This window comes from Plantibacter sp. CFBP 8798, assembly GCF_014841195.1.
Classification (GTDB): Bacteria; Actinomycetota; Actinomycetes; order Actinomycetales; family Microbacteriaceae; genus Plantibacter; species Plantibacter auratus.
This window is the reverse complement of record NZ_JACYTS010000002.1, coordinates 316695-342315: the sequence shown is the minus strand read 5'-3', so window position 1 is coordinate 342315 and position 25621 is coordinate 316695. Positions and strand designations below refer to the sequence as shown.

Below are 25621 nucleotides of genomic sequence, written 5' to 3'. Positions count from 1 at the left end.
GACGCGTACACTCGAAAGACGGGCTCCGAGCGATCGGTCGGCCCACGGTGGAGGGACGACAGCATGACAGTGCTCGATCAGGTGAACGGACCCCGGGACCTCGACGGCCTCTCCGAGGCGGAACTCGTCGAACTCGCCGGCGACATCCGCGCCTTCCTCATCGCCAACGTCTCGAAGACGGGCGGACACCTCGGTCCGAACCTCGGCGTCGTCGAGCTCACGATCGCGATGCACCGGGTGTTCGACTCCCCGACGGACCCGATGGTGTTTGACACCGGTCACCAGTCCTACGTGCACAAGCTCCTGACCGGCCGCCAGGAGTTCAGTGGGCTCCGGACCCGGGGCGGCCTCGCCGGCTACCCGCAGCGTTCCGAATCCGAGCACGACATCGTGGAGAGTTCACATGCCTCGAGCTCGCTCAGCTGGGCGGACGGCATCTCCCGCGCCTTCCAGATGACCGGGCAGGACGAGCGCCATGTGGTGGCGGTCGTCGGCGACGGCGCACTGACCGGCGGCATGACGTGGGAGGCGCTCAACAACATCAGCGATGACAACACCCGCCGGCTCGTCATCATCGTCAACGACAACGGTCGGTCGTACGCGCCGACCATCGGCGGTATGGCACGGTTCCTGAGCGGTGTGCGGACCCGCCGGAGCTATCGCGACCTGCGCGAGCGCAGCCAGCGGGCCTTCAACCTCCTCGGCGGTCCGGGACGCGCGCTCTATCGGGGCGTCCGCGGAGGTGCCCACGGGTTCCTGTCCCGCCTCACGAACAACGAGGCGCTCTACTCCAACCTCGACATCAAGTACATCGGGCCGGTCGACGGACACGACATCCACGCGATGGAGGAGGCCCTGACCCAGGCGAAGCACTACGGTGCGCCGGTGATCGTCCACGCGATCACCGAGAAGGGTCGTGGGTTCCAGCCGGCACGGGACGACGACGCCGATCAGTTCCATGCCGTCGGCGTGATCGATCCCGAGACCGGGGAGCCCGTCGGGGCGTCCGCCCGCCCGTCCTGGACGGCCGTGTTCAGCGAGGAGATGCTCGCGGTGGCCGAGGTCGACGACCGCGTCGTGGCCATCACCGCCGCCATGCTGCGACCGGTCGGGCTCCACGCCTTCGCCGAACGCTTCCCCGAGCGCGTGCACGACGTCGGCATCGCCGAGCAGCACGCCTTCACCTCGGCGGCCGGGCTCGCGTTCGGTGGGCTGCACCCGGTGGTGGCCGTGTACGCGACGTTCGTGAACCGCGCCTTCGACCAACTGCTCATGGACGTCGCGCTGCACCGTGCGGGAGTGACGGTCGTCCTCGACCGCGCCGGCGTGACCGGCCCCGACGGACCGAGCCACCACGGCATCTGGGACCTCGCGATCCTCCAGGTCGTCCCGGGTATCCGGATCGCGGCGCCGCGCGATGGTGAGCGGCTGCGCGAGGAACTGCGCGAGGCCGTGTCGATCGACGACGCCCCGACCGTCATCCGGTTCCCGAAGGGCAGCGCCCCCGCCGAGCTCCCGGCCGTCGAACGTCTCCACGACGGTGTCGACGTCCTCCGGACGACCGAACAGCCGGACGTCCTCATCGTCGCCGTCGGCCCGATGGCGCCCATCGCGATCGACGTGGCGGACCGGCTCGCCCAGCAGGGCATCGGCGCGACCGTCGTCGACCCCCGCTGGGTCGTCCCCGTCGCCGAATCCCTCGTCGAGCTCGCCGCGGCACATCGGCTCGTGATCACCATCGAGGACGGCATCCGCGTCGGAGGCATCGGCACCCGCATCAGGCAGACCCTCCGCGAGGCTGGCGTCGACACGGCTGTCGACGAGCTCGGCGTGCCGGACGAGTTCATCGACCACGCGTCCCGCGAGCAGATCCTCGAGGATGCGGGCCTCACGGCGCAGCAGATCGCCCGCGACGTCGTGGCACAGGTCCTCGGCAGCCGGATCCCCGTCGCCCGCCCACTGCCTGACGAACGCGCCGAGCAGGACACGTCTTCGGAGCGGAGCACGACGAGGCCGCACGGCGCCTGACCGCGGGCTGTGGCGCGCTTGACTTCGAGTGCACTCGAAGTCGTATCGTGTGGACATGACCACTCTCCACGAGGGCTACGCCATCTCCGACGTCGCCGAACAGACCGGGCTGAGCGTCCACACGCTCCGGTACTACGAGCGCGCAGGGCTCATGCCACGTCCGATCGGCCGCAGCTCATCGACGCACCGCCGCTACAGCGAGGGCGACGTGTCCTGGGTCGTGTTCCTGACGAGGCTCCGATCGACGGGCATGCCGATCGCGACGCTGCGCGAGTACACGGAGCTGGCTCAGCGCGGTGACGACACCGCCGAGGCGAGGCTCGAGCTGCTGCTGCGGCATCGGATCTCGTTCCTGGCCCGCCTCGAGGAGATGCAGCAGTCGCTGAAGGTCATCGATCGCAAGATCGAACTCTACACAGAACAGGTGGCAACACGATGAAGCACATCACACTCGGCACAGCCGGACCAGACATCGCCCGGATCGGCCTCGGCTGCATGGGGATGTCGGCGTTCTACACCGGTGCCGCCCTCGACGACGCGGCGTCGACCGCGACGATCCACCGTGCCCTGGACCTCGGCGTCACCTTCTTCGACACCGCTGAGATGTACGGTCCCTACCTCAACGAGGAACTGCTCGGCGCTGCACTCGGGTCACGCCGGGACGAGGTGACCCTCGCGACCAAGTTCGGGACGATCCGCAATTCCAGTGACGGACAGTTCGGCGCCGATGGCAGCGCCGCGAACGTGCGCCTGTCGATCGAGGGATCGCTGCGCCGGCTCGGGACCGACGTCGTGGACCTCTACTACCTCCACCGCGTGGATCCGGGCGTGCCCATCGAGGAGACGGTGGGTGCACTCTCGGAGCTCGTCACCGAGGGCAAGATCCGGTACATCGGTCTGTCGGAGGCGGCTCCGGAGACGATCCGGCGTGCACACGCCGTGCACCCGATCACGGCTCTGCAGACGGAGTACTCGCTCTGGAGCCGCGACCCGGAGGCGGAACTCCTGCCGACCGTCCGTGAGTTGGGCATCGGCTTCGTCCCGTACTCGCCGCTCGGTCGTGGGTTCCTCACCGGCACGATCCGATCGCTCGACGTGCTCGACGAAACCGACTTCCGTCGCGCCAACCCGCGCTTCACGGGGGACAACCTCGCTGCGAACATCGCGATCGTCGAAGAGGTCGACCGAATCGCCGCGTCGCTCGATGCGACACCGGCCCAGGTGGCGCTCGCCTGGTTGCTGGCCCAGGGTGACGACATCGCGCCGATCCCCGGCACGAAGCGGATCCCGTACCTCGAGGAGAACCTCGGCGCCGACGAGCTCTCCCTGTCGGCCGACGCGCTCGCTCGACTCGACGCACTCCGTCTCCCGGCCGGCGACCGGTATCCGGACATGAGCACCGTCAACCGCTGAGCTCCGGCAGGCGCTGAGGGCCAGCGTCGCTCGAGGCTCAACCACGAGAGCGGGGTGCCGTCCACCGATGGTGGAGGACACCCCGCTCTCGCGACACCGCGCGGACTACGCCTAGACGCCCCGGATGGGCGGGTGGTGGAAGGTGTCGCCGAAGGCACGCTCGCTCGCACCGACGCGGTCCAGGTACGGCGTCGCTCCGCCGTCCTGGAACGGCCAACCCGCACCGAGGATGAGCCCGAGGTCGATGTCCTGGGCGGCTGAGACGACGCCCTCGTCCAACATGAGCTTGATCTCCGACGCGAGGCCGTCCTCGACCCGTCGCAGGATCTCGTCCTCGGTGAGCGGGCTGTCGCCCGTGACGAGTACCTTCTGAGCCTGCTTCGTGAAGCCGGTCACCTTGCCGCCCTTGTCCTTCTCGACGACCGAGTCCAGGCCTGCGAGCCGGTGGAGGTTCTCCGACGCGAAGAACCGGTCGGGGAACTTCCCGACCATCGTGTCCTGCACGTGCGCGGCGACCTTCCAACCGACGAGGTCGATGAGCTGGAAGGGCGTCATCGGCAGGCCGATGGGCGCGAAGGCACGTTCGACCGTCAGCAGCGGGGTACCGGCGTCCAGGGCGTGCGCCGCCTCACCCATGACCTTCGCCAGGAGTCGGTTGACGATGAAGCCGGGAGCGTCGGCGGTGAGGATGGCGCTCTTCTTCAGCTTCGCCGCGGTGGCGAAGGCCGTCGCGAGCGTCTCGTCGTCCGTCTGGGGTGTACGGACGACCTCGAGCAACGGCATGACGGCGACCGGGTTGAAGAAGTGGAAGCCGACGAGCCGCTCGGGGTGCGCGAGCTTCGCCCCGATCTCCTCGACGGAGAGCGAGGAGGTGTTCGTCGCGAGGACCGTCTGCTCCGAGACGTACTGCTCCACCTCGGCGAACACGCTCTGCTTGACGCCGACCTCTTCGAAGACGGCCTCGATGACCCAGTCGCAGTCCGCGAAGTCGGCCTTGTCCGTGGTGCCGGACAGGAGCGCCTTCAGGCGGTTCGACTCGTCGGGGGAGATGCGGCCCTTCCCGCGGAGCGTGTCGATCTCGCCGTGGATCCGGGCGACGCCGGCGTCGACGTGGCCCTGGTCGAGGTCGGTGATGACCACCGGCACCTGGAGTCGCCGGAGGAAGAGCAGCGCGAACTGGCTCGCCATGAGCCCGGCCCCGATGATGCCGACCTTGGTGACCCGACGGGCGAGCTGCTTGTCGGGCGCTCCTGCAGGGCGCTTGGCGCGCTTCTGCACGAGATCGAACGCGTACATGCTCGCCTGGAACTGGTCGCCGACGATGAGCTCGGACAGCGCCCGGTCCTCCCGCTCGAACCCCTGTGCCTTCGTGCCGCTGCGGGCGGCCTCGAGCAGGTCGAGGGCTGCGTAGGGCGACTTCGCGACCGTGCCGATCTTGCTCTCGAGCATCTTGCGGGCGGTGCTGATCGCGAGCGGCCACTTGATCGTCCGCTCCACCTTGCCCGGCACGTTCTTGCGCTGCACGGTCACCGTGCCACCGAGCACCCCGTCGGCCCAGCGCAACGAGTCCTCGAGGAAGTTGGCGGACGGGAACATGACGTCCGCGATGCCGTAGGCGAGCGCGTCCTGCGCCTTGAGCATCCGGTTGTTCTTGAGCGGGTTCGAGATGACGACGTTGAGTGCGTTCTCGATGCCGATCAGGTTCGGGAGCAGGTAGGCGCCGCCCCAGCCCGGGATCAGTCCGAGGAACACCTCGGGGAGCGCGATCGCGGGCGCCGAGGCGTCGACGGTCCGGTAGTTCGCATTGAGGCCGATCTCGAGTCCGCCACCGAGCGCGAGTCCGTCGATGAAGACGAAGGTCGGAACGCCGAGGTCCTCGAGCTTGCCGAAGACGTGGTGGCCGAGCTGCGCGAGCTTGGTCGCGACCTCACGGGACGGGATGTCGCCGACCTTGCTCAGGTCGGCACCGGCCGCCAGGATGAACGGCTTGCCCGTGATGGCGACGCCGTCGATCTCGCCGGATGCGGCACGGGTCCGTTGCGCCTCGAGGACGCCGTCGAGCTCGAGCAGCGTGACCGGGCCGAGGGTGTTCGGCCTCGTGTGGTCGCGTCCGTTGTCGAGGGTGATGAGCGCGATCGTGCGCCCGCTCGCCGTGGTGACGTCCTTGACGAAGGAGCGCGTCACGACCTCGTCGTCGCCGCTGATCGTGACGAGTTCCGAGAAGTCGATGGTCGTGTAGTCGGTCATCTACTTGCGTCCCTTCTTGCCGCTGAAGTACGGGTTCTCCCAGATCACGGTGCCGCCCTGGCCGAGGCCGACGCACATCGCCGTGAGGCCGTAGCGCACCTCGGGGTGCTCGGCGAACTGCGCCGCGAGCTGGATCATGAGGCGGACGCCGGATGCGGCGAGCGGGTGCCCGACCGCGATCGCGCCACCCCACGGGTTCACCCGCGGGTCCTCGTCGTCGATGCCGAAGTGGTCGAGGAAGGAGAGCACCTGGACGGCGAAGGCCTCGTTCAGTTCGAACAGACCGATGTCCTCGATCGACAGACCTGCCTTCCGCAGAGCCTTCTCCGTGGAGGGGACGGGACCGATGCCCATGATCTCGGGCTCGACGCCCGCGAACGCGAAGCTGACGAGGCGCATCTTCGGCGTGAGACCGAGTTCCTTCGCCGTCGAGGCGCTGGCGAGCAGGCTCACCGTGGCGCCGTCGGTCAGCGGCGAGGCGTTGCCTGCGGTGACACGGCCGTGGGGCCGGAACGGCGTCTTCAGTCCGGCGAGCCCCTCCATCGTGGTCTCGGGCCGGAGCCCTTCGTCGCCGGTGGCGAGTCCCCATCCGCTGTCGCTCCGGAGCGCGACCGGGACGAGGTCGGGCTGGATCCGCCCGGCTTCGTAGGCGGCCGCGACCTTCTGCTGGCTGCGCATGCCGAAGCGGTCGGAGCGTTCCTTCGTGAGCTGCGGGAACCGGTCGTGGATGCGCTCGGCAGTCTTGCCCATGTTCAGCGCGTCCTCACTGACGAGGCGCTCGGCGAGGAACCGCGGGTTCGGGTCGGCGTCCAGCCCCATGGGGTGACGTCCCATGTGCTCGACGCCACCGGCGAGGACGAGGTCGTAGGCACCGAATGCGATGCCGCTGCCGAGCGTCGTGACCGAGGTCATCGCTCCGGCGCACATGCGGTCGATCGCGAATCCGGGGACGGACTTCGGGAGGCCGGCGAGCAGCGCGGCGGTGCGGCCGAGCGTGAGCCCCTGGTCGCCCTGCTGGGTCGTCGCCGCGATGGCGACCTCGTCGATGCGCTCGAGCGGCAGACCAGGATGACGTTCGAGCAGCCCGATGATCGCCTTGACGATCAGGTCGTCAGCCCGGGTGTTCCAGTACATGCCCTTTTCGCCGGCTCGTCCGAACGGTGTCCGGACTCCATCAACGAATACGACGTCGGCTTGTTCGGCCACGTTGCCTCCTCATTCTCGGGGTACGCCCCGATCCTAGGCGGCAGACACGGGTGGACACCCGGGTGCAGCGCTTCCTACGAAGCGTCCGGGTCAGGCTCCACCGGGGATTGGGCCGACTCGACAAAGGCGTCGGTGATCGCCCGGGCGGTCGCGTCGATCTGCCAGGGGCGTGCCTCGTGCTCGGCGAGTGCCGCGGCGACCGACTCGACGGTGAGCGGTTCGGGTGGCGTCCAGGCCAGTCGGCGCAGCGTCTCCGGCGTGAGCAGGTTCTCGACCGGCATCGTCAGGAACTCCGCCGTCGCGAGGATCTTCGTCCGTGCCGCGGTGTACCTGGCGTGCGCGTCCGGGTTCTTGTCGGACCAGCTGCGCGGGGGTGGCAGCGTGTCGCTCGCCGGTCGGGCACCGGGGAGGTCCTCGGTGGTCTGGCCGGTGTGGATCGCGTTCCACCAGAGGTCGAGTTCGGTGCGGCTCGCGCGCCCACGGAAGTCCGAGAGCGCTGCGAGGTCGCGCTTCGAGGTGGGGTTGGCCTTCGCGGCCGCAGTGATCGAGGCGTCGGGGATGAGCCGCCCGGGGGCGGTGTCGCGGCGCTGCGCGAGTTCGTCGCGCGCGACCCAGAGCTCGCGAGCGACGGCGAGGTTGCGTTGTCCGCGCACGGCGTGGAGTCCGGAGAGGCGGCGCCAGGGCTCGGCGCGGGGTGCCTTCGCCTCCCGGGCCAGCGTCGCCTGGAACTCCTGGCGCGCGATGTCGCTCTTCCCGGCGTCCTCGATGCGGGCTGCCAGCTCCTCCGCGGCGTCGACGAGCAGCTCGACGTCGAGCGCCGCGTATTCGAGCCAGGAGGCGGGGAGCGGGCGGGTCGACCAGTCGGCGGCGGAGTGCTCTTTCGCCAGATGGATGCCCAACAGTTCCTCGACCACTGCGCCGAGCCCGACACGCGGCAGCCCGAGCAGACGGGCCCCCAGCTCGGTGTCGAAGAGCTCGCTCGGGTCGACGCCCACCTCGCGGAGGCAGGCGAGGTCCTGGCTGGCCGCGTGCAGGATCGAGCGTTCACCCTGGATCAGGGCGCCGAGTTCGGCCATGGAGCCGATGGCGGGCGGATCGTAGAGGAAGACCCCGGCACCGCGACGGTAGACCTGGATGAGGTAGGCCCGCTGGGAGTACCGGTAACCCGACGCGCGTTCGGCGTCGAGCGCGAACGGTCCGTGACCCGCGGCGAGCACCTCGAGTGAGGCGAGGTAGGCCTCGCGGGTGTCGGTGACGACCCGTGGTGCGGTGGGCGCGGGCGGGGGGAGGAGCGGTGCTGATTCAGGCGCCGCGTCACTCACGGTGAGCTCGTTTGACGGACAACAGGGAGACCCCTTCGGTGGTCGGAGGCAAGCCGGCGAGCATGCACAGCAGCTCTCCCCATCCTTCCACGTGCGCCGCGACGTCGCTCTCCAGCGGTGTCCACGACGCTCGAAGCTCGATCTGTGCGCCGTCGCCCTGCCGGGCGAGCTCCCCGAAACCACTCGAGATGATCTTCGTCGCGGTGCCGGACGCCGCCTGGTAGGAGGCGCCGCGGGTGTCGAGGGCGTCCACGAGCCAGGACCAGGCGACCTCGGCAAGGAACGGGTCGAGTCCGATCTCGGTCTCCAGTGGGGCCTGGGCGAAGCAGACGACGCGGAAGCGTCCACCCCAGGCGTCAGAGCCGTCCGGGTCGTAGAGGAGGACGAACCGCCCCGTACCGAGGTCGGAGTCGGCATCGTGGCGACTCGGTGAGACGTCGGCCGCGAGGGCGATGGCGAACGGCGCGAGATTGCTCGGCGCGGGGATCTCCGTGACTCTCAGATCGGGCCGGACGGCTGCAGCGCGAACAGCGTCCACCGCTCGGGCGAACTCTTCGGGAACCTTTGCCGTCGTCGGACTCTCTACCACGAGTGAAGACTAGAGTTACATCCCGATGAATGGGCAGAGGCACGCCGGGCGGAGACGCGGACCCGGGTCGCAGGCAGGCGGTCGAGGAGCGGCGAGCACCGGCATTCGACGGCGGGGTTCGGCGACGGATGCGATCGTCATCGCCGGTGGAGCCGCTGCCGCCGTGGGCGCCCTCGGGCTCGCCGTCGTCGCGACCATCGCCCGCAAGGTGGTGGTCCCGGCTCGGGACCGCCCGAGTGAGGCTCGCATCGTCGGGTTGGACCGTGCCGGCGGGACGGTCGAACTCGTCGCGTCCCCGGACACGATCGTCCCCGGCCGCTACGGCAGCTGGGTGACGAGACGTGCCGCGTACGTGCAGCTGGGCGACATCCTCGAGGTACGGCAGCACACCGTGGTCCGGACCCTCCTCGGCGGCGACGTCGACGCACTCCGCGTCGGCCAGGAGGCCGAGTTCAGCGGCTGGTTCTTCCGCCGCCCGGAGGAGCTGGGCCTCGCCCACGAGGACGTGCTCGTACCGACCCCACTCGGGCCGGCGCCGGCGTGGGCGATCCACCCGGAGGGCGGACCGTCCACCCGCTGGGCCGTCCTGGTGCACGGCCGGGGGACCACGCGATCCGAGGCGCTCCGAGCGGTGCCGAGCTTCCGCAACGCCGGATACTCGTGCCTGCTCGTCTCCTACCGCAACGACGGCGACGCTCCGCCCGCGCTGGACTTCCGCTACGCGCTCGGCGACGAGGAGTGGCGCGACGTGGACGCCGCGATCGGCTGGGTGCGTGAACAGGGCGCCGCCGACGTCGTTCTCATGGGCTGGTCCATGGGCGGAGCGATCGTGCTCCAGGCCTCACGGCGGACGACGCACCCCGAACTCCTCCGCGCCGTCGCGCTCGATTCGCCGGTCATCGACTGGGTGGACGTCCTGCAGCACCAGGCCCGCGAGAACCGGATCCCGAGCGTGGTCGGTCGGGTCGCCCTGCTCGCCATCAGCCGCCGGTGGGGACGCCTTCTGACCGGGCAGGCGACGAGCATCGATCTCGGTCGGCTCGACTACGTCGCCAACGCCGCCGACCTCGCCTTGCCGATCCTGCTGATGCACAGTGACGACGACGGCTACGTCCCGGCAGGGCCGTCGCGGGCGCTCGCCCTCGCACGACCGGACATCGTGACGTTCGTCCCGTTCACCGTCGCACGTCACACGAAGCTCTGGAACTACGACCCGGAGCGTTGGACCGCCGCGGTCTCGGACTGGCTCGACGAGCTCGTGCCGCTACCGCCCGGGCACTGACCGACGGGCCGACGACTCAGGCGAGTTCGCGGAGGCGGCGCTTCGTCCGGCCGAGCAGCGCCGACATCCCACGCAGTCGCAGTGGCGACACCGCTCGGGAGAGTCCGATCATCTGCGGGAAGTCGTCGGGGACGGCGAGCACCTCGTCGACGGTGAGTCCGGCGAGCCCCTGGACGAGGATGCTCGCGAAGCCACGAGTGGTCGGCGCTTCCTCGGGGGCCGTCGCGAACAGGTGCACGATGCCGTCCTCGTCGACCTCGACGAAGAAGAACACGGGCGCCTGGCACTCGAGCACCCGCTCCATCAGATCGGGGTGGTCGCGGTAGCGCTCCGGGAGGTCCGGCAGCTCGTCGCTGAATTCGAGGAGCAGCTGCAGCCGTGAGCGTTCCTCGACGGCGAGGAACTCATCTCGGATCTCGGCGAGGTTCGGGGCGAGGAGGGAATCGGTCATGGTCACTCCAGTATCGCAGCCAGGAACAGCGGACCGCCCTCCCGCACAGTGCAGCCGTGCGGAAGGGCGGTGGGTGGACGAGTTCAGCGCGTCGGTGCGTCGCCCGGCTCGGCACCCTGGACGATCGGCACGCGCACGGCGCTACCCCATTCCGTCCAGGACCCGTCGTAGTTGCGGACGTTGTCGAACCCGAGCAGGTGCTGCAGGACGAACCACGTGTGGCTCGACCGCTCGCCGATGCGGCAGTAGGCGATCACCTCGTCGCCCTCGGCGAGGCCTGCGCCGTCGCGGTAGATCGCGTCCAGCTCCTCGGCCGGCCGGAAGGTGCCGTCGTCGGCGACTGCTTTGCCCCACGGGACGCTCTGCGCACTCGGGATGTGACCGGCGCGGAGCGCACCCTCTTCGGGGTAGGCGGGCGCCGTGGTGCGTTCACCGCTGTACTCCTCGGGGGAGCGGACGTCGATGAGCGGCTTGCCGAGGTGGGCGAGCACGTCGTCCTTGTAGGCGCGGAGGGCCGAGTCGTCGCGCTCCACCACGGGGTACTCGACGGCTTCGCGCTCTGTGGCATCGCGGGTGATCGCCCGGCCGTCCGCGATCCACTTGTCGCGTCCACCGTCGAGCAGCCGGACGTCCTCGTGTCCGAAGAGGCTGAAGACCCACAGGGCGTAGGCGGCCCACCAGTTGTTCTTGTCGCCGTAGATGACGACGGTGTCCTCTCGCGAGATCCCCTTGGATCCGAGCAGTGCGGCGAAGGCGGCTCCGTCGATGTAGTCGCGCTCGACCGGGTCGTTGAGGTCGGTGTGCCAGTCGACTTTCACCGAGCCGGGGATGTGGCCGGTCTCGTAGAGGAGGACGTCCTCATCGGACTCGACGACGACGAGACCGGGTTCACCCAGGTGCGCTTCGAGCCACTCCGCCGTGACGAGGCGCTCGGGGTGGGCGTAGGCGGTGAACTTGGTCGAGGTCGAATCGGCGTCGACGGTCATGGGTACCTCCGGTCGTGCAGCTGGCTGCGGTGGGGCTCGGGTGTCGTGCATCTAGGCTGGAAGCCTGTCCCTTCGACAGTACGCCGTCCGCACCGCCGAACCGCACCGATGCGTCAGACGCCGTAACCCCAGCACCCATGCAGAGCCAGAGGTTTGCCGTGACCATGCCTTCCGTCCCGACCGGATTCCGCAGCCTCACCGACCGTGTCCCCACGGTCAGTGGTGCCGAGATCGTCGCGAGCCTGACGCCACCCCGGCAGTTCGAGCAGGCGAGCTTCGACTCGTACCGTCCGGATCCCGACTTCCCGGGCCAGGCGGCCGCGGTCGAGAAGCTCCGCGGCTTCTTCGCGCCCCAGGCCGGTGGCGGTGGCGGCTTCTTCGGACGGCGGAAGCCCAAGGCACCGGCGGCCAAGCCGGGCATCTACCTGGACGGTGGCTTCGGCGTCGGCAAGACGCACCTCCTCGCGGCGCTCTGGCACGATGCACCCGGTCGGAAGAAGTACTTCGGCACCTTCATCGAGTACACGGCCCTCGTCGGTGCGCTCGGCTACGCGGCGGCGGTCGCGCAGCTGACGGGCGCGACGCTCATCTGCATCGACGAGTTCGAGCTCGACGACCCGGGGGACACGATGGTCATGACCCGACTGCTCGGGGAACTCGTCGCGACCGGGACGAGGATCGCCGCGACCTCCAACACGCCGCCGAACGCCTTAGGGGAGGGCCGCTTCGCCGCAGCCGACTTCCTCCGCGAGATCCAGGCCATGAGCGCCAACTTCGAGACCCTCCGCATCGACGGCACCGACTACCGCCGCCGCAGCATCGAGGGACACGCCGTGGTGAGCTCCGAGGAGCGGTTCGACGCCCGCACCGCGGAGGCGGCCCCCGCCGACCGTGACGTCACGGTCGACACCTTCGACGGTCTCATCACCCACCTCGCCGCCGTCCACCCCTCACGATTCATCGGACTGCTCGACGGCGTCGACCTGATCGCGCTCCGCGACGTCCACGAGTTGACCGACCAGGGCCAGGCGCTCCGGCTCGTCGCGTTCATCGACCGGGTGTACGACGCACAGATCCCCGTGGTCACGACCGGCACGGCCCTCGACGAGGTGTTCGGTGGCGACATGCTCAACGGTGGATACCGCAAGAAGTACCTGCGCGCGATGTCGCGCATGATCGCCCTCACCTCGATGGACTGACCCGTCGCACCGGGTCACGAAACACGCTGTTTACCTGGGCGGCACTCGCGTAACACATCGGAAACACGCTGACAGTCGTGCGGAAACCTCCGTTCCGCAGACTGGTCGCTGCACCGAGTCGGACGGCGAGACCGAGCTCAGCCAGTCCTCACCATCTCGGGCACCCGTTGCAAGACCACGATGTGTGAGGAAGATCCAATGGATACAGGCAGTATCGCTTGGGGAGTCACGGCAACCGCTCTGGTGCTGTTCATGACCCCCGGCGTCGCATTCTTCTACGGCGGCCTCGTGAAGGCGAAGAGCGTCGTCAGCATGATGATGATGAGCTTCGGCGCACTGGGCCTGATCAGCGTGCTGTGGATCCTCTACGGCTTCAACATGTCGGCCGTCGGCAGCCCGCTGGAGTTCGCGGGCAACCCGTTCTCCGACTTCGGGATGACCGCCCTCGCGAGCGGCGAGACCGCGAACACCGACCTGGTGGGAGCGACCTACGGTGCCACCTTCGCGATCATCACGATCGCGCTGATCTCCGGCGCCATCGCCGACCGCGCGAAGTTCGGCTCCTGGATGATCTTCGCCGGCCTCTTCGCGACCATCGCGTACTTCCCGATCGCCGCGTGGGTCTGGGGCGGCGGCTGGATCATGAACCTCGGCACCACGCTGTTCGGTGAGGATGCCGGCATCGGCGTCATCGACTACGCGGGTGGAACCGCGGTGCACATCAACGCCGGAGCCGCAGCACTCGCCCTCGCCCTGGTGCTCGGCAAGCGCATCGGCTTCCAGAAGGGCATCACGAAGCCGCACAACGTGCCGCTCACCCTCCTCGGAGCCGCGATCCTGTGGTTCGGCTGGTTCGGCTTCAACGCCGGCGCCGAGTGGCTGAACGAGCTCGCGAACGTCGGACTCATCGTCGTCAACACCGTCGGGGCCACCGCTGCCGCCATCATCGGCTGGATCGTCGTCGAGAAGTTCAAGGACGGCAAGGCGACCTCGGTGGGCGCCGCCTCCGGTGCCGTCGCTGGTCTCGTCGCCATCACCCCGGCGTGCGCGAACCTGACTCCGGGTTGGGCACTGCTCCTCGGCATCGTGGCCGGCGCCGTCTGCGCCATCGCCGTCGAGCTGAAGTTCAAGCTCGGCTTCGACGACTCCCTCGACGTCGTGGGCATCCACCTCGTCGGTGGCCTCATCGGCACCCTGTACCTCGGCTTCTTCGCGACCGAGACCGGCCTCTTCGTCGGCGGCGGCATCGAGCAGCTTGCGGTCCAGGCCATCGCCGCCTTCGCCGTCCTCGTCTACTCCTTCATCGTGGCCTTCGTCATCGGCTTCGCGATCGAGAAGACGATCGGCTTCCGCGTCAAGAACGAGGACGAGATCGCCGGCGTCGACACCTCCGTGCACGGCGAAGAGGGGTACGCCCTCGTCGACTGACCTCGACCGCAACCGATTCGCCGAACGGGCGTCGTCCACCAGGGCGGCGCCCGTCCGTCGTTTCCTGGGGTGGCAGCCGCGGACGGTAGGGTGACGGCGTGTCAACCTTCACCTCGATCATCCGCCGCGTCGCGAACGCACTCCTGGGCCCCTCCACCCGCGCCGCCTCCAGTGCGGTGCGCACCGCGGGCCTCGCGACGCCACCGACCACCACCGCCGCTTCACCCGGACGCTCAGGCGGGACGGCGACGGTCGAGGTCGATCCGCGGGCGGTCGGCGCCGTGTCCATCGACTACGCCCCCGCCGTCGACGGCGATCCCGATCCCGGCGAGATCGTCTGGACCTGGGTGCCGTACGAGGAGCGCGACGGACGTGGCAAGGACCGTCCGGTGCTCATCGTGGCGCGCTCGACCGGAGGCTGGGTGCTGGCGGTGCAGCTGACGAGCAAGGATCATTCGCAGGACGGTGAGTTCGTGCCGCTCGGCACCGGCGGATGGGACAGTGCCGGCCGTCCGAGTTGGGCGAACCTCGACCGAGTCTTCCGCGTGCACCCCGACGGGATGCGGCGGGAGGCGGCTCAGGTCCCGCGTGATCGCTTCGCCCGAGTCGCCACTGGGCTCCGTTCGCGGTACGGGTGGCGCTGACCGACCTGCGACCGGTCGCTCAGGCGTACCGGTCGCTCCGTCGCGGCGCGGCGTCCCACGGCACCTGCCCGTGCTCCCAGGCGTCCGCGGAGCTTGGGGTGGCCGGTGCAGCGGACCGGCGTCCACCCGGCACGGCACGCTCCGCCTCGGCGAGCGTCGCGAACCGACCGATCAATCGGCGGTCCTCTGAACGCGGCGCCCAGGTGACGCAGCGGAAGTAGGCCGGTGCGCCGCTCGGCGCGAAGTACTTCACGAGACCGGCCGGCCGGTCGGGTATCTCTCGCATCACGATCCACTCGGCCTCGCCGATGCGGATCGGCGGGGCAGCGGGGCGGTCGGACATGTTTCGAACATATGTTCGAACGAGTGTTGTGTCAAGTCACACCGTGGCCGGGTGTGATCGACGGATCAGGCGCTATCCGACGCGTTCGAGGGGCTCGACCGGAGCCGACCGTTCGATCTCGGCGACCCAGGCGTGTCGGGTCTCCGGATCCTTCCGGATCGACAGGAGACGGTCCATGTAGGGCTCGAGCGCCGTCACCTTGTCGAGCGGCGCCCCGATCACGAGCTGGAAGCCGAGCCGCAGCCAGGCGACCACCGCGCGGCCGGCGAACTCCGAGTCCGCCTTGATGAAGCCCTCGTCGAGCAACACCGGCGCGAACCTCGGACGCGGGCGGTCCTCGTCACCGAGCTGGTAGCGCAGGGCAGCGCCGACGATGAACGCGACGAGCTCCTGGGTCTCGCCACCGCTCTTGTCGCCGAGCGAGGAGTAGACGCTGACATCCTGACCAGACGTGTCGTACCGCACGGCGGTGATCTCGACGTGACGGCGCACGTCGAGCACCTGGTCGCGGGTCGACTGAGACCCGGCACCCGTGTCGCGCATCGACTCCATGAACCGGCGGAGCCGCTGGAACCGGGCCTCCAACTCGTCATCGCCGAGGTTCGCGGTGACCTCGCTCGACAGGGCGCGCAGCTCACGTCGGAAGGCGGAGGCCTCCTCGCGATGCACCCGACGGAGGACGATCTTCAGACGATCGTGCGCCGGTCCGAACGGCAGGTCGCGCAGGATGTCGTTGACCGGGACCAGGCGGTCCTCGATCTCCTCGACGGCGCTGTCGAACGCGCTGCTGAGGGGGACCAGGTCCTCACCGCTCCACTGGGACAGCCGGCGGCGCCACTCCTGGCGGCGCTCGGGGAGACCGGTGCCGAGGATGCCGTCGAGGATCGCCCGGTAGTCGCCGTAGGACTCGAGCGTCGTGCCGAGGTTGGGGTCGTGCCAGATCGACTGGTACTGCTCGAACACGTGCACCTGTGCGAGCGCGGCCTGCTCCGCCTGGCGGACGGCCGAGGACAACTCGTCACCGAGCCGGGCGCGGAGCCGCTTCATCGCATCGCCGAACCCGCCGAGTGACGGCACACCGCCCACCGCCGCGAGGGCGGCTTCGATCCGATCGATGTCGGAGGGGGAGACCTCCTCGACCTCGGAGCGCTCGAAACGGTCGATGACCGTCGTCGCCGCGTCCTGCTGATCGACGAGGACCCCGTGCTCCTCGTCGAGGCGTCTGACACGGTCCTCGGCCGGGAACCGCTCGGCGTTGGCGGCGTCGAGTTCACGTTGGGCGGCCGCCACCGAGCCCTGGAGCTCCTGCAGGACGTCACTGGCGTCGAGCAGACGCTCCAGCTCGGCCGCGGCTGCGTCGCGATGCGCAGCAGCACCGGCGACGTCGATCCTGGCCCACTCGGTGTCGAGACGATACCGGTGGGCGGCCCGCTCGGCCTCACGACGCGACAACCGCTGCTGGATGCCGGCCTGTCGGCCGGCGATGACTTCGAGGCGCCCACGGATCTCGGCCGTCTCCGCCTCGATCGACGCGATGCGCGCCTCATTGGTGAAGCCGAGGATCGGTGCACCGCCCGTGTCGCCATGGGAGCCGCGGCGGCCGTCACGCAGCTGGCCGTTCACGGTCACGCGGCGCCCGCCACCCGAGAGTTCCGACGGTGACTCCACGCACCGCGCGTCGATCCGGTCCGAGCTCACGCGCTGCTTGATCCACGTGCTGAACGGCGAGGTGCGGTACGTGACACGGCCGGAGATGAACGCGGGGTCGCCTGCATCGGGAGAGGACGGCTCGTGCAGCGGGACACCCTCGAACTGCAGGCGGACCGGGATCCGGACCGCGTCGATCGCGCGGCCGAACGCGTCGAGGTGTTCCTCGTCGACGAGGACGGTCCTCGCGAGACCGTGCAGGGTGACCTCGATCGCGGGACGCCAAGCGGCATATGCGGGAGCGACGTCGATGAGCTCGGCCACGAAGGGCAGCTGTTCGGGATCGAGTCCGGCCGCCTCGGCGAGGGCGAGCCTCGCCCGGTGGAGTCGATCGGGGACCGCGCCGTCACGGCCGCGAAGCGATTGCAGCTCACGGCGGAGTTCGGTGTTGCGCTCCTCGAGAGGGAACGCTTCGCGATGCAGCTGGGCGCGATCGGTCTCGATGGCGTCGAGCGCGGCGTCGTCGTCGGCGAGGAAGTCCTCGCTGCGGCCGAGCGCACGGTGGAACGAGGCTTCGTCCTCGATCGGATCGTCGAGGATCTCGGTGCGCTCGTCGAACAGCGACCTGGCTCGTGCCACCTCGGCGTGCGTCGCCTCCGCGGCCTCACGGCGTTCCTCGGCACGCCGCAGCGCGCTCCCGCCCTGCTCCGACACCTGACGCTCGAGTTCACGGACACGGACACCCGCCGCAGCGGCTCGTGCCCGCGCCGCCTCCAGCGTGGCCCCGGCGTCGAGCTTCTCCCGCCGGTTCCGGGAGACCGCTTCATCGAGCAGTGCCTCGTGCGCGCGACTGCGCCAGACGGTGAACGGTGTCGTGCCGTCCTCGGTGAAGCCGAGGCGCTCGAGGTCGGCCGCCGCCCGGTGCCCGTCCTCGTATTCGCGACGCAGCTCACCGAGCCGCTCGAGCACCCGAGCCTTACGGCTCTCGGTCTCCATCGCGAGGTACGCCTCGTCGAGCGCCTCGAAGTGCGACAGCGCCCGGTCGGCCGCGTCGTACGTGCTCGGACGCTCCAGCACCATCGACTTGTACAGGCCGTCGACCGTCGGCAGGTGCTGGCCCGCCTGGATGCGGGCAAGCAGACGCATCGCCCGACCACCGTCGCCACCGGCACCGATGCCGAGACGGGTGTGCAGCGTGTAGGACAGCTCCGCGTAGGTGTCACGGACGACGAATCCGGGGATGCGACCCTGGAGCTCACCGGCGTCGAACCGCTTCGGCACGAACGCCTCGAGATTCGTGAGCTCGAACGGCCCGTCGACGGTCGCCATCGTCATCGACAGGTCACCGGTGCGCAGCGCACGTCGGGGGACGAGGTAGGCGCGCACGACGGTGAAGCGACGGTCGTCGTCGTTGAGGAACGTCACCGCCACGGCACCCCAGGTGAGCTGATCCGTGCCGCGCAGGTTGATGTCGCGCATCGCCCCGGTCTGCGGGTCCCGTGCCGAGTCGACCTTGCCGCGGAGATACGTGAGCAGGTTGCGCTGGTCTGGATTCCGCGCCCGTCCGACCGCCGCGTCGTTGGAGGCTCCGTTGAACGGCACATCTGACGGCATCATGACCGCGAGGTACGCGTCCATGAGCGAGCTCTTCCCGGTTCCGGAGGCGCCGGAGATGAGCGTCGCGCGGGAGGCGAAGTCGACCGATCGGTACCCGTCGAACCCACCCCAGTTGATGACCTGCATCCGTTCGATGCGCCACTGCTCGACGAGGTCCAGCAGGGTGTCGGTGTCCGTGGAGCGGCTCATCGGTCGTCCTCTGCTGCTGGTGGCTGGGTCTGGTCGTCGGGGGAGTCCTGCGACTCGGCTGCGGTGCCGTCGGGCTCGTCGTCCGAGTCCGCGTCGGCGTCGGTATCGGGTCGCGGCTGCTCCGAGGCCGGATCGACCGCTGCAGTCTGCGTTTCGAGCCACTCCAGGAGCTCCTGGAGGCGCTCGAGGGGGAGGAGCGTCTCCACCACCGACGCGATCCGGTGGCGGCGGGCGTCCTTGGTCCGCAGCAGGACGCGCGCGGTCAGCAGCTTGTCGATCGCGCGTTCGACACGTCCGTCGTCACGGGCGCGGTCGGTGGCGTGCTCGGGGCGGAAGCTCGCGACGAAGCCGAGCAGCTCGTCGTGTTCGACGATCGCGGCTCGTGCGCCGTTGGCCAGTTCGGTCCGGAGACGCGTCCGCAGGTAGACGAGCAGGATCGTCTCCTCGCGGCTGTAGCTGGTGTCGTGCAGCAGGGTCGGGAAGGGACGCCGCCCGCTCTCCGAGCCCGCCTGACGCTTGAAGGCGACCTCGGCCGAGCGGTCCACCTCGAGCTCCAGGAACAGCTCGTTGAGGCGGGACCGGAGCAGCGACTCGGACTCGAGGACCGTCCGCCACTCGGCCGGCTGGAGCGCGGGGCTGACGTAGCGGTGCTTCAACAGAGCGACCAGCGCACGACGTTGAGCGGCGTCGAGGCGTCCCTCGTCGCCTTCGAAGAGGGCGAACGAGTCGTCGTCCGGGCCGGCGACCGGCGCCTCGGCGGGTGCGAAGGCGTCGAGTCCGTCCGTCGTCAGGTCGTCCGACGTCGGGTCGGTCGTCGCCGTCGCGGTGGGATCCGTCTCGGAGGTCATGTCATTCCGTTCCGCGCCCGGCCTGGTCGGCCGGAGCAGTGGTCGTGGTCGTCGTGGCCCGCGTCAGCGCTGCGACACCGGCCTCACCGAGCGGGAAGGCCGGGAGTTCGAACGCGGTGGTCGTCCCATCCGGACGGACCGTCTCGTAGCGACGGCGCGGTGCCTGCTCGTCATACGTGCCCAGCTGGGTCATGAGGTGGACGAGGCCGAAGAGCTCCACCGGACGTCGGAGTTCCGGATCGAGCCCGGAGAACGCCGCATGGGCGTCCTCGGCACCGGAGGTCACCGCATCGAGGAGTCCGACCCGGAGCTCGTCGAGCAGCGGACCGCCCTGCGACCGGAGGGTGTCGAGCGACATCGCCTCGCCGTCGGTCCGTTCGACGGACGTCGCGATCGGCGGCGGAGCGACCTCGACGTCCGGATCGTAGAACCGCTCGCGCAGGTGCTCGATGTCGATGGTCTCGGGGAGGAGCGGTAGGTCGACGGAGGCGCGTGGTCCCGCGGTCCGCATCCAGATGCCGAGGCGCTGGTTCAGTGCACGCAGGGTCGTGTCGAGTTCGCGGTCCTGCACGACGTCGTGATGCACGATGTGGTCGCGGAGCGTCGCGGTGAGCCGCCGACGCTGCGCGAGCACGTCGTCGATCCCCTGTCGGATGATCCCGACGGCACCCCGGAAGCCACGGAGCTCCGCGGGCCCGAGCCTGGACGAGAAGGGGTGGTCGAGGATCGTGGAGAGGTCGCGCTTGAGGTCCTGCAGCAGATCGTCGTTGCGGAGGAGCTCGAAAGCGCCCTCGAAGGCCCGACCCTCGGCCGTCGCCGTCATCAGCTCGTCGGTGCGCCGGAGGTAGTCGTCGAGGATCTCGCCGATCGGACGGGTGTCGTTCCGGAAGTCCTCGACGATCCGCCGGTGCATCGCGATGACCGACTCCTCGACCCGGCGGAAGTCGCTCGGGAGCTGGCGGATGAGGTCGGCGATGTTGGCGTAGCCGTCCTGCATCCGGTCGTCGCTCGCCGCGACGACGGTGCCGCCGGCCGCCACCCGTTCGCGTTCCGCCTGGAGCTCGGCGAGCTGCGCGTCGATGCGACGCAGATGCTCGTCACGGTCCGGGTCGGCCTGCAGCGCCCATCGGCGCACGGAGTCGAGGATCATGGTCAGGCGCGACTCACTGATGAGGGCGCGGTCGTGTGCGAGGCCGTCGACGAGCGAGACCGCTTCGAGCGCGTGCGAGGTGAGCGAGTACTGCTCCTCGCCGTCGTCGGTGCTCGTCCGGACGAGCCACTGGTCGTGCACCCACTCCCGGCAAAGGGTCCGTCCGCCACCGCGTTCGTCGCCGCCCGCCGGGATCCGCGCACCGCGAGCCACGAGTTCGCCGAGGTACTCCTCGACCTGCAGATGGAAGCGGTCCGCTGCGACGAACTGGACGTCGCGGCCGAACGTGGTGCGGAAGATCGCCACGACAGCGGGTGCCGTCGGCCGGCTCAGCAGCCGGATCGCAGGACGCTCCAGCGCGTCCCGGACGCGGCCGAACTCTCCGTCGATCTCTCCCACTGCACTCCTCGATCGTCCGGGCACACGAACACCCCGAGGCCACCGCAGCTGCCAGATTATCAGCGCACCGGACCCGTGGTGAGCCACGCCGGGCATCGACGGTCCCGATCCGCCCGGGCCCGGTCCGGCCGCTGTCAAGGTCCAGGGTCACGCCGGGTGGTCCGGTTACGGTGAGGACATGGGAACAGAGCGATGCCCCGAGGTCCTGCGGGGAGACGGTTGAGCCGCGCGAACGGTGATCGCCGGTGATCCGTTCGGCGCTGCGGACACTCGGCTGGTGGGCGCGCGACTACGCCTACGCACTCGTCTGGCAGGTCCGGGCCTTCGTCAGCCGGACCGACCCGCACGACTTCCTGTCCGGCGACCGGTCACCGATCGTCGTCCTCCCGGGCGTCTATGAGACCTGGCGGTTCCTCGAGCCGCTCATCCGCCGACTCCACGACGACGGACACCCGGTACACGTGATCGACCCGCTCGGACGCAACGACCGCTCGGTCCCGGTGGCGGCACGACTCGTCGCCGACTACCTCGAGGCGAACGGGCTCGGCGACGTCGTCCTCCTCGCGCACAGCAAGGGCGGGCTCGTCGGCAAGTACGTCATGTCGCTCGGCGGCGGGGGAGCCCGGATCTCCGGGATGCTCGCCGTCGCGGCGCCGTTCGCCGGATCGCGGTACGCGAGGCTCATGCTCCTCCCGAGCCTGCGCATCTTCACCCCCGACGACCCGACGATCCTCGCGCTCTCCCGAGAGGCGACCGTCAATCCGAGGATCGTCTCCGTCTACGGGCGCTTCGATCCGCACATCCCGGGCGGCAGCCGACTCGACGGCGCCAAGAACGTGGAACTCGACACCGGCGGCCACTTCCGCATCCTCGCCCACCCGCGGGTGTTCGCGGAGGCACAGCTGCTGGCGGATGGGCGAGACGCATGACGGTCGAGACGCTCGAGACCGCAGCCCACCCGCTCGTGACCGTGGACGTGGTCGTTCCGGTCAAGGACGACGCCGCACTCCTCCGACGCTGCCTGCGCTCGCTGCGCGCGCAGCACACCGGACCCGCATCGATCATCGTCGTCGACAACGGCAGCCGCGATCGCGCCGAGGTCGCGGCCATCGCCGAGCGGTACGACGCGGTCCTCATCGATGAGCCGATGCCCGGCATCCCCGCGGCGAACGCAGCCGGCTTCGACCACGCGACCGCGACGGTCGTGGCGAGACTCGACGCGGACTGCGTGCCGCCACCGGACTGGGTGACCCGGATCACCGACGCGTTCGCGATGGATCCGGAGTTGGAAGCGCTCACCGGCCCCGCCGTCTTCATCGACGGTCCGCGCCTGCTCCGTGCACCGCTCGCCGGCCTCTACCTCGGGGCGTACCGGCTCTTCGTCGGGGCCGCCCTCGCCCAGGTCCCGATCTTCGGGTCCAACTGTGCGATCCGGCGCGCGACGTGGGGCCAGATCGCCGAGGCGGTGCACCGCGAGGATGCGGAGCTGCACGACGATCTGGACGTGTCGACACACCTGGGTCTCCACCGACGCGTGCGCTACGACCGGTCGCTCGGGATGGGGATCTCGATGCGCCCGTTCACCGATGCCGGGTCGCTCGCCCTCCGGATGCGTCGGGGCTGGACCACCCTGCGTGTGCACTGGCCGGAGGACCTGCCCGCCGTCAGATGGTTCCATCGCAGCCGCCGCCTGCGCGCCATCCTCCCCGATGCGCCGAGCGCGCCGCGGACGGTGCCCTGGCGAGAGCGGAGCCGGCTGGTGCGTGCCGTCCGGCTCTGGCGGACGCGCCGGCCGGTGACCTTCCGGGAGAAGGTCCGATACAAGATGCTCCGCGACCGTCGTCCGCTCATCGTCACCTTCGCGGACAAGGCCGCCGTGCGGGATCTCGTGGCCTCGCGGATCGGTCCGCACCTGCTCCCGCGCGTGTACGGGATCCTCGACGACCCGCGCGAGCTGCGGGACCTGGAGCTCCCGGAGTCCTACGTCGTCAAGCCCACGCACGGCAGCGGGGCGGCCATCGTCGTCTCGTCGTCCGCCCGACCCGATTCCCGTCTGCCGACCGAGGCGGGGAGCTGGGAGTACCGGCACGTCCGACCGGAGAGGGTGGATCGCGATCGACTCGTCGAACTCGCGAGCGGCTGGGTGTCTCAGTTGTACGGTCAGGGACCGAACCGCGAGTGGGTGTACGGACGGGTGCCGCGCCGGATCATCGTCGAGGAACTGCTGGAGGGACCGGACGGCGGGATCCCCGACGACCTCAAGTTCTTCGTCTTCCACGGGCGCTGCCGGTACATCCAGCTCGACGCCGGCAGGTTCGGACGCCGGACCCAGGACTTCTTCCTCCCGGATTGGCGGCACCTGCCACTCAGCGGTGGGCCCGCGTGGGCCGACCCGGAACCGTCGGCGCCCGAACGGCTCGACGAGATGATCGACCTAGCCGAGCGCCTGGCCGCCGGCACCGACTTCGTCCGCGTGGACCTGTACGACCTCGGCGACCGCATCGTGTTCGGCGAGCTGACGAGCTACCCCGCCGGTGGCGAGAGTCCGTTCGACCCGGAGCGGTACAACGCGGAGTTCGGTTCCTGGTGGACGGTGCCGAGGCGATACCGGTGAGTGACGTCGCGGGTGGTCCACGACGGCAGCGCTGGCTCGTGGCCGCGACCGAGTATGCGGGGCTCACGAGCTACACGGGCGGGATCGGACGGCACTACGCCGCGCTCCTTCCCGCCCTCGTCCGGTCGGGAATCGAGGTCGACCTCATCGTGTGCTCGGACGACGAGCTGCGCGTCGGCGCGGACCTCGACGGTGTCCGACTCGCCGAGGCCGTGCGGCACGGCAGCCGAACACCGCGCGTCCTCCGGCTGCTCCTCGACGCCCGAGCCGTCCGCCGGGCGTTCCGACGCGGTTCGTACGACCGGGTCTTCCTCCCCGAGTGGAGCGCCCTCGGATCGGCGCTGCCGCGTTCGGCGCCCCTCGTGACGAACCTCGCCACGAGCATTCGTCTCTCCAACCTCGTCTCGGGACTCCGCCTCGGTGACCTGCCGGTCGCAGGGCGCATCGCGGTGATCGTCCAGGACGCGCTCGAGACCCGACAGATCCGACGGTCTGCTGCGCTCGTCGCGATCTCGACCGCGATGCTCGCGCGCACGAAGGACCTGCTCGGCGCCCTGCCGCCGGCCGCCGTCGTGCGCAACTGCATCGACGTCGACGCCGTCCGCGTTGCCGCGTCGACCGCCGGGCTGCCGGCTCAGTGGCCGACCGGGGCGGAACCGGTCGTGCTCTTCCTCGGCCGGCTCGAGCGGCGGAAGGGTGTCGTGGAGGCGTTTCAGGCCTTCGCGTTGCTCGTCCGGCAGAAGCCCGATGCCCGACTCGTCCTCGCCGGTTCCAGCGGTGACCGGCGGTTCGAACCGGACCTGACGGCGCTGCTTTCCATCCTGCCCGAGTCGGTACGGGACCGGGTCGTGTGGCTCGGGCATGTGGCGGGAGCGGAGCTCTATCGGGCCGTCGGAGCTGCGACGGTGGTCATGTGCCCCTCGCGCTGGGAGGGGTTCGGCAACGTCGCACTCGAGGCGAAGGCGATCGGGACCCCGCTGGTCGTGACCACCGGGAGCGGGTACGACGACTTCTGCACGGACGGCGTCGACTGTCTCATGGTGCCACCAGGAGACCACGGAGCCCTTGCGCGAGCGCTTCGAAGGGTGCTGGACGCGCCGTCGGACGCCCTGACGCGGGCCGCGACCGCACGTGCGTCCGTTGATCGTTACGCGCCGGAGCCTGTCGCCGCGGCGCTGGTGGCCGCAGTCGACGGACTGCTCGGGCCGGTCGGCTGAACCCGGACCCAGTCGTCGCCGATCCGTCGGACTGCACCAGCCTGAGCGAACGCCTCCAGCCAACCGGTCATCGGCCAGGTTCCCCACCGGTCGGCGAACCGCGCGCCGTTCCGGAGGATGTCGTCGAAGTGCTGCCAGGGCGGGCGCTGCGTCTCGTGGTGCTGGTGGTAGGCGTGCGCGCCTCCGACCCACACGAGGGGTGTCCGCGACGCGCTCAGGGTGAACGCGAAGTCGGTGTCCTCTCCGCCGTACCCTTCGTACGCCTCGTCGAAGCCTCCGCTCCGGGACCAGGTCGACGCACTCGTCGCGAAGGACAACGACCAGAACAGCGGGTACTCGTCCTCGGAGGCGACGCGCTCCGCGCCGTCGTCCGGGTTCGGTCTCGCCGCATGCGGTGCCGTCGCCGCCGCCAATGCGCGGCGGTCGGTGACGTCCACGCCTGGCTGCAGGTAGGTCACCGGGCCGCAGAGGACGGCGCCCGGGTGGCGATCGGACGCCTCACGGTATCGGTCGAGCAGGGCCGGCCCGGGGACGCAGTCCGCGTCGAGGAACACGATGAGGTCTGCACCACGGTCGATGGCGAGCGCTGCACCGGCGTTCCGGCCTGCCGCGAGACGGAGTCCGTCGGACCCCGGTGGAAGGTGGACCGTCAGCTCCGCGTCGAGGGTCGGGGGTGCGTCGTCGCCGATCCACACGACGAGTCGCTCCACCGCGTCGCCCGAGGTCGGTATGGACGCCCCGACGGCCTCGAGCTGCCGTTCGAGGTGTCCGAGTCGGGGGCGAGAGCACAGGGTCACGACAG

At 69.9% G+C, this 25621-nt stretch carries 21 protein-coding genes; 10 read left to right on the top strand and 11 right to left on the bottom strand.

Annotation, left to right across the window (positions count from 1 at the left end):
* The first annotated feature begins 63 nt into the window (after positions 1-63).
* From dxs to IFU30_RS08690, 3 genes are read left to right on the top strand one after another with little or no spacing between them, the layout of a single operon-like run.
* Positions 64-2028 carry a 1-deoxy-D-xylulose-5-phosphate synthase gene (gene dxs, locus IFU30_RS08700; RefSeq protein WP_192004934.1) on the top strand — a complete coding sequence of 655 codons (1965 nt, stop codon included), beginning with the start codon at positions 64-66 and terminating at the stop codon, positions 2026-2028.
* 55 nt (positions 2029-2083) lie between these two features.
* Positions 2084-2467: a MerR family transcriptional regulator gene (locus IFU30_RS08695; RefSeq protein WP_124769309.1), complete on the top strand. Its 384-nt coding sequence runs from the start codon at positions 2084-2086 to the stop codon at positions 2465-2467.
* Positions 2464-3441 (top strand): aldo/keto reductase, encoded by a 978-nt coding sequence (locus IFU30_RS08690; RefSeq protein WP_159878733.1) that lies wholly within the window; start codon positions 2464-2466, stop codon positions 3439-3441. Before IFU30_RS08695 ends, IFU30_RS08690 begins: the two co-directional genes overlap by 4 nt.
* Positions 3442-3552: 111 nt before the next feature.
* Here IFU30_RS08690 and IFU30_RS08685 read toward each other — a convergent pair whose 3' ends face one another.
* The 4 genes from IFU30_RS08685 to IFU30_RS08670 form a co-directional block, all read right to left on the bottom strand.
* Positions 3553-5688, bottom strand: a complete 2136-nt coding sequence (locus tag IFU30_RS08685; protein ID WP_192004933.1) for a 3-hydroxyacyl-CoA dehydrogenase NAD-binding domain-containing protein — start codon at positions 5686-5688, stop codon at positions 3553-3555.
* Positions 5689-6894, bottom strand: coding sequence for an acetyl-CoA C-acyltransferase (locus IFU30_RS08680; RefSeq protein ID WP_192004932.1), 1206 nt, complete (start codon positions 6892-6894; stop codon positions 5689-5691).
* Between the two features lie 74 nt (positions 6895-6968).
* Positions 6969-8216 (bottom strand): HRDC domain-containing protein, encoded by a 1248-nt coding sequence (locus IFU30_RS08675; protein ID WP_192004931.1) that lies wholly within the window; start codon positions 8214-8216, stop codon positions 6969-6971.
* Positions 8209-8805: a DUF3000 domain-containing protein gene (locus tag IFU30_RS08670; RefSeq protein WP_079002473.1), complete on the bottom strand. Its 597-nt coding sequence runs from the start codon at positions 8803-8805 to the stop codon at positions 8209-8211. Before IFU30_RS08670 ends, IFU30_RS08675 begins: the two co-directional genes overlap by 8 nt.
* Positions 8806-8830: 25 nt before the next feature.
* Between IFU30_RS08670 and IFU30_RS08665 the strand changes: the two genes are divergently transcribed.
* On the top strand, positions 8831-10087 hold the full coding sequence (locus IFU30_RS08665) for an alpha/beta hydrolase family protein (RefSeq protein ID WP_124769314.1): 1257 nt from the start codon (positions 8831-8833) through the stop codon (positions 10085-10087).
* A 16-nt stretch (positions 10088-10103) separates the two neighbouring features.
* On the opposite strand, the gene IFU30_RS08660 is transcribed toward IFU30_RS08665, so the two are convergent.
* The gene (locus tag IFU30_RS08660) at positions 10104-10538 is read right to left on the bottom strand and encodes a SufE family protein (RefSeq protein WP_071260092.1); all 435 of its coding nucleotides are present in this window, start codon (positions 10536-10538) and stop codon (positions 10104-10106) included.
* 83 nt (positions 10539-10621) lie between these two features.
* Complete coding sequence (locus IFU30_RS08655) at positions 10622-11524, bottom strand: sulfurtransferase (RefSeq protein ID WP_124769315.1); 903 nt, start codon at positions 11522-11524, stop codon at positions 10622-10624.
* A gap of 164 nt (positions 11525-11688) precedes the next feature.
* Between IFU30_RS08655 and zapE the strand changes: the two genes are divergently transcribed.
* The 3 genes from zapE to IFU30_RS08640 all read left to right on the top strand — a co-directional run bounded on the left by zapE (position 11689) and on the right by IFU30_RS08640 (position 14795).
* On the top strand, positions 11689-12723 hold the full coding sequence (gene zapE / locus IFU30_RS08650) for a cell division protein ZapE (RefSeq protein WP_192005435.1): 1035 nt from the start codon (positions 11689-11691) through the stop codon (positions 12721-12723).
* A gap of 198 nt (positions 12724-12921) precedes the next feature.
* Positions 12922-14151, top strand: coding sequence for an ammonium transporter (locus IFU30_RS08645; RefSeq protein ID WP_064293796.1), 1230 nt, complete (start codon positions 12922-12924; stop codon positions 14149-14151).
* 98 nt (positions 14152-14249) lie between these two features.
* Positions 14250-14795 carry a type II toxin-antitoxin system PemK/MazF family toxin gene (locus IFU30_RS08640; protein WP_342450831.1) on the top strand — a complete coding sequence of 182 codons (546 nt, stop codon included), beginning with the start codon at positions 14250-14252 and terminating at the stop codon, positions 14793-14795.
* A gap of 19 nt (positions 14796-14814) precedes the next feature.
* On the opposite strand, the gene IFU30_RS08635 is transcribed toward IFU30_RS08640, so the two are convergent.
* From IFU30_RS08635 to IFU30_RS08620, 4 genes are all read right to left on the bottom strand, one after another.
* Positions 14815-15138 carry a hypothetical protein gene (locus IFU30_RS08635; protein WP_191941086.1) on the bottom strand — a complete coding sequence of 108 codons (324 nt, stop codon included), beginning with the start codon at positions 15136-15138 and terminating at the stop codon, positions 14815-14817.
* A gap of 72 nt (positions 15139-15210) precedes the next feature.
* Positions 15211-18591 carry an ATP-binding protein gene (locus IFU30_RS08630; protein ID WP_192004930.1) on the bottom strand — a complete coding sequence of 1127 codons (3381 nt, stop codon included), beginning with the start codon at positions 18589-18591 and terminating at the stop codon, positions 15211-15213.
* Positions 18588-19439: a DUF4194 domain-containing protein gene (locus IFU30_RS08625; protein ID WP_192004929.1), complete on the bottom strand. Its 852-nt coding sequence runs from the start codon at positions 19437-19439 to the stop codon at positions 18588-18590. Before IFU30_RS08625 ends, IFU30_RS08630 begins: the two co-directional genes overlap by 4 nt.
* A 1-nt stretch (position 19440) precedes the next feature.
* Positions 19441-20988 carry a DUF3375 family protein gene (locus IFU30_RS08620; RefSeq protein WP_192004928.1) on the bottom strand — a complete coding sequence of 516 codons (1548 nt, stop codon included), beginning with the start codon at positions 20986-20988 and terminating at the stop codon, positions 19441-19443.
* A gap of 248 nt (positions 20989-21236) precedes the next feature.
* Here IFU30_RS08620 and IFU30_RS08615 point away from each other — a divergent pair, with 248 nt between their 5' ends.
* Genes IFU30_RS08615 through IFU30_RS08605 form a run of 3 tightly spaced genes read left to right on the top strand, consistent with a single transcriptional unit; the run spans position 21237 to position 24819 of the window.
* Entirely contained in the window at positions 21237-21917 is a 681-nt protein-coding gene (locus IFU30_RS08615) for an esterase/lipase family protein (RefSeq protein WP_086473784.1), read from the top strand.
* Positions 21914-23602: an ATP-grasp fold amidoligase family protein gene (locus IFU30_RS20355; RefSeq protein ID WP_249404734.1), complete on the top strand. Its 1689-nt coding sequence runs from the start codon at positions 21914-21916 to the stop codon at positions 23600-23602. Before IFU30_RS08615 ends, IFU30_RS20355 begins: the two co-directional genes overlap by 4 nt.
* A complete protein-coding gene (locus IFU30_RS08605) occupies positions 23599-24819 on the top strand; it encodes a glycosyltransferase (protein ID WP_192004927.1) in 1221 nt (406 codons plus the stop codon). Before IFU30_RS20355 ends, IFU30_RS08605 begins: the two co-directional genes overlap by 4 nt.
* On the opposite strand, the gene IFU30_RS08600 is transcribed toward IFU30_RS08605, so the two are convergent.
* On the bottom strand, positions 24750-25616 hold the full coding sequence (locus tag IFU30_RS08600; protein ID WP_192004926.1) for a glycosyltransferase family 2 protein: 867 nt from the start codon (positions 25614-25616) through the stop codon (positions 24750-24752). The two genes, IFU30_RS08605 and IFU30_RS08600, sit on opposite strands and share 70 nt — an antisense overlap.
* Positions 25617-25621 lie beyond the last annotated feature (5 nt).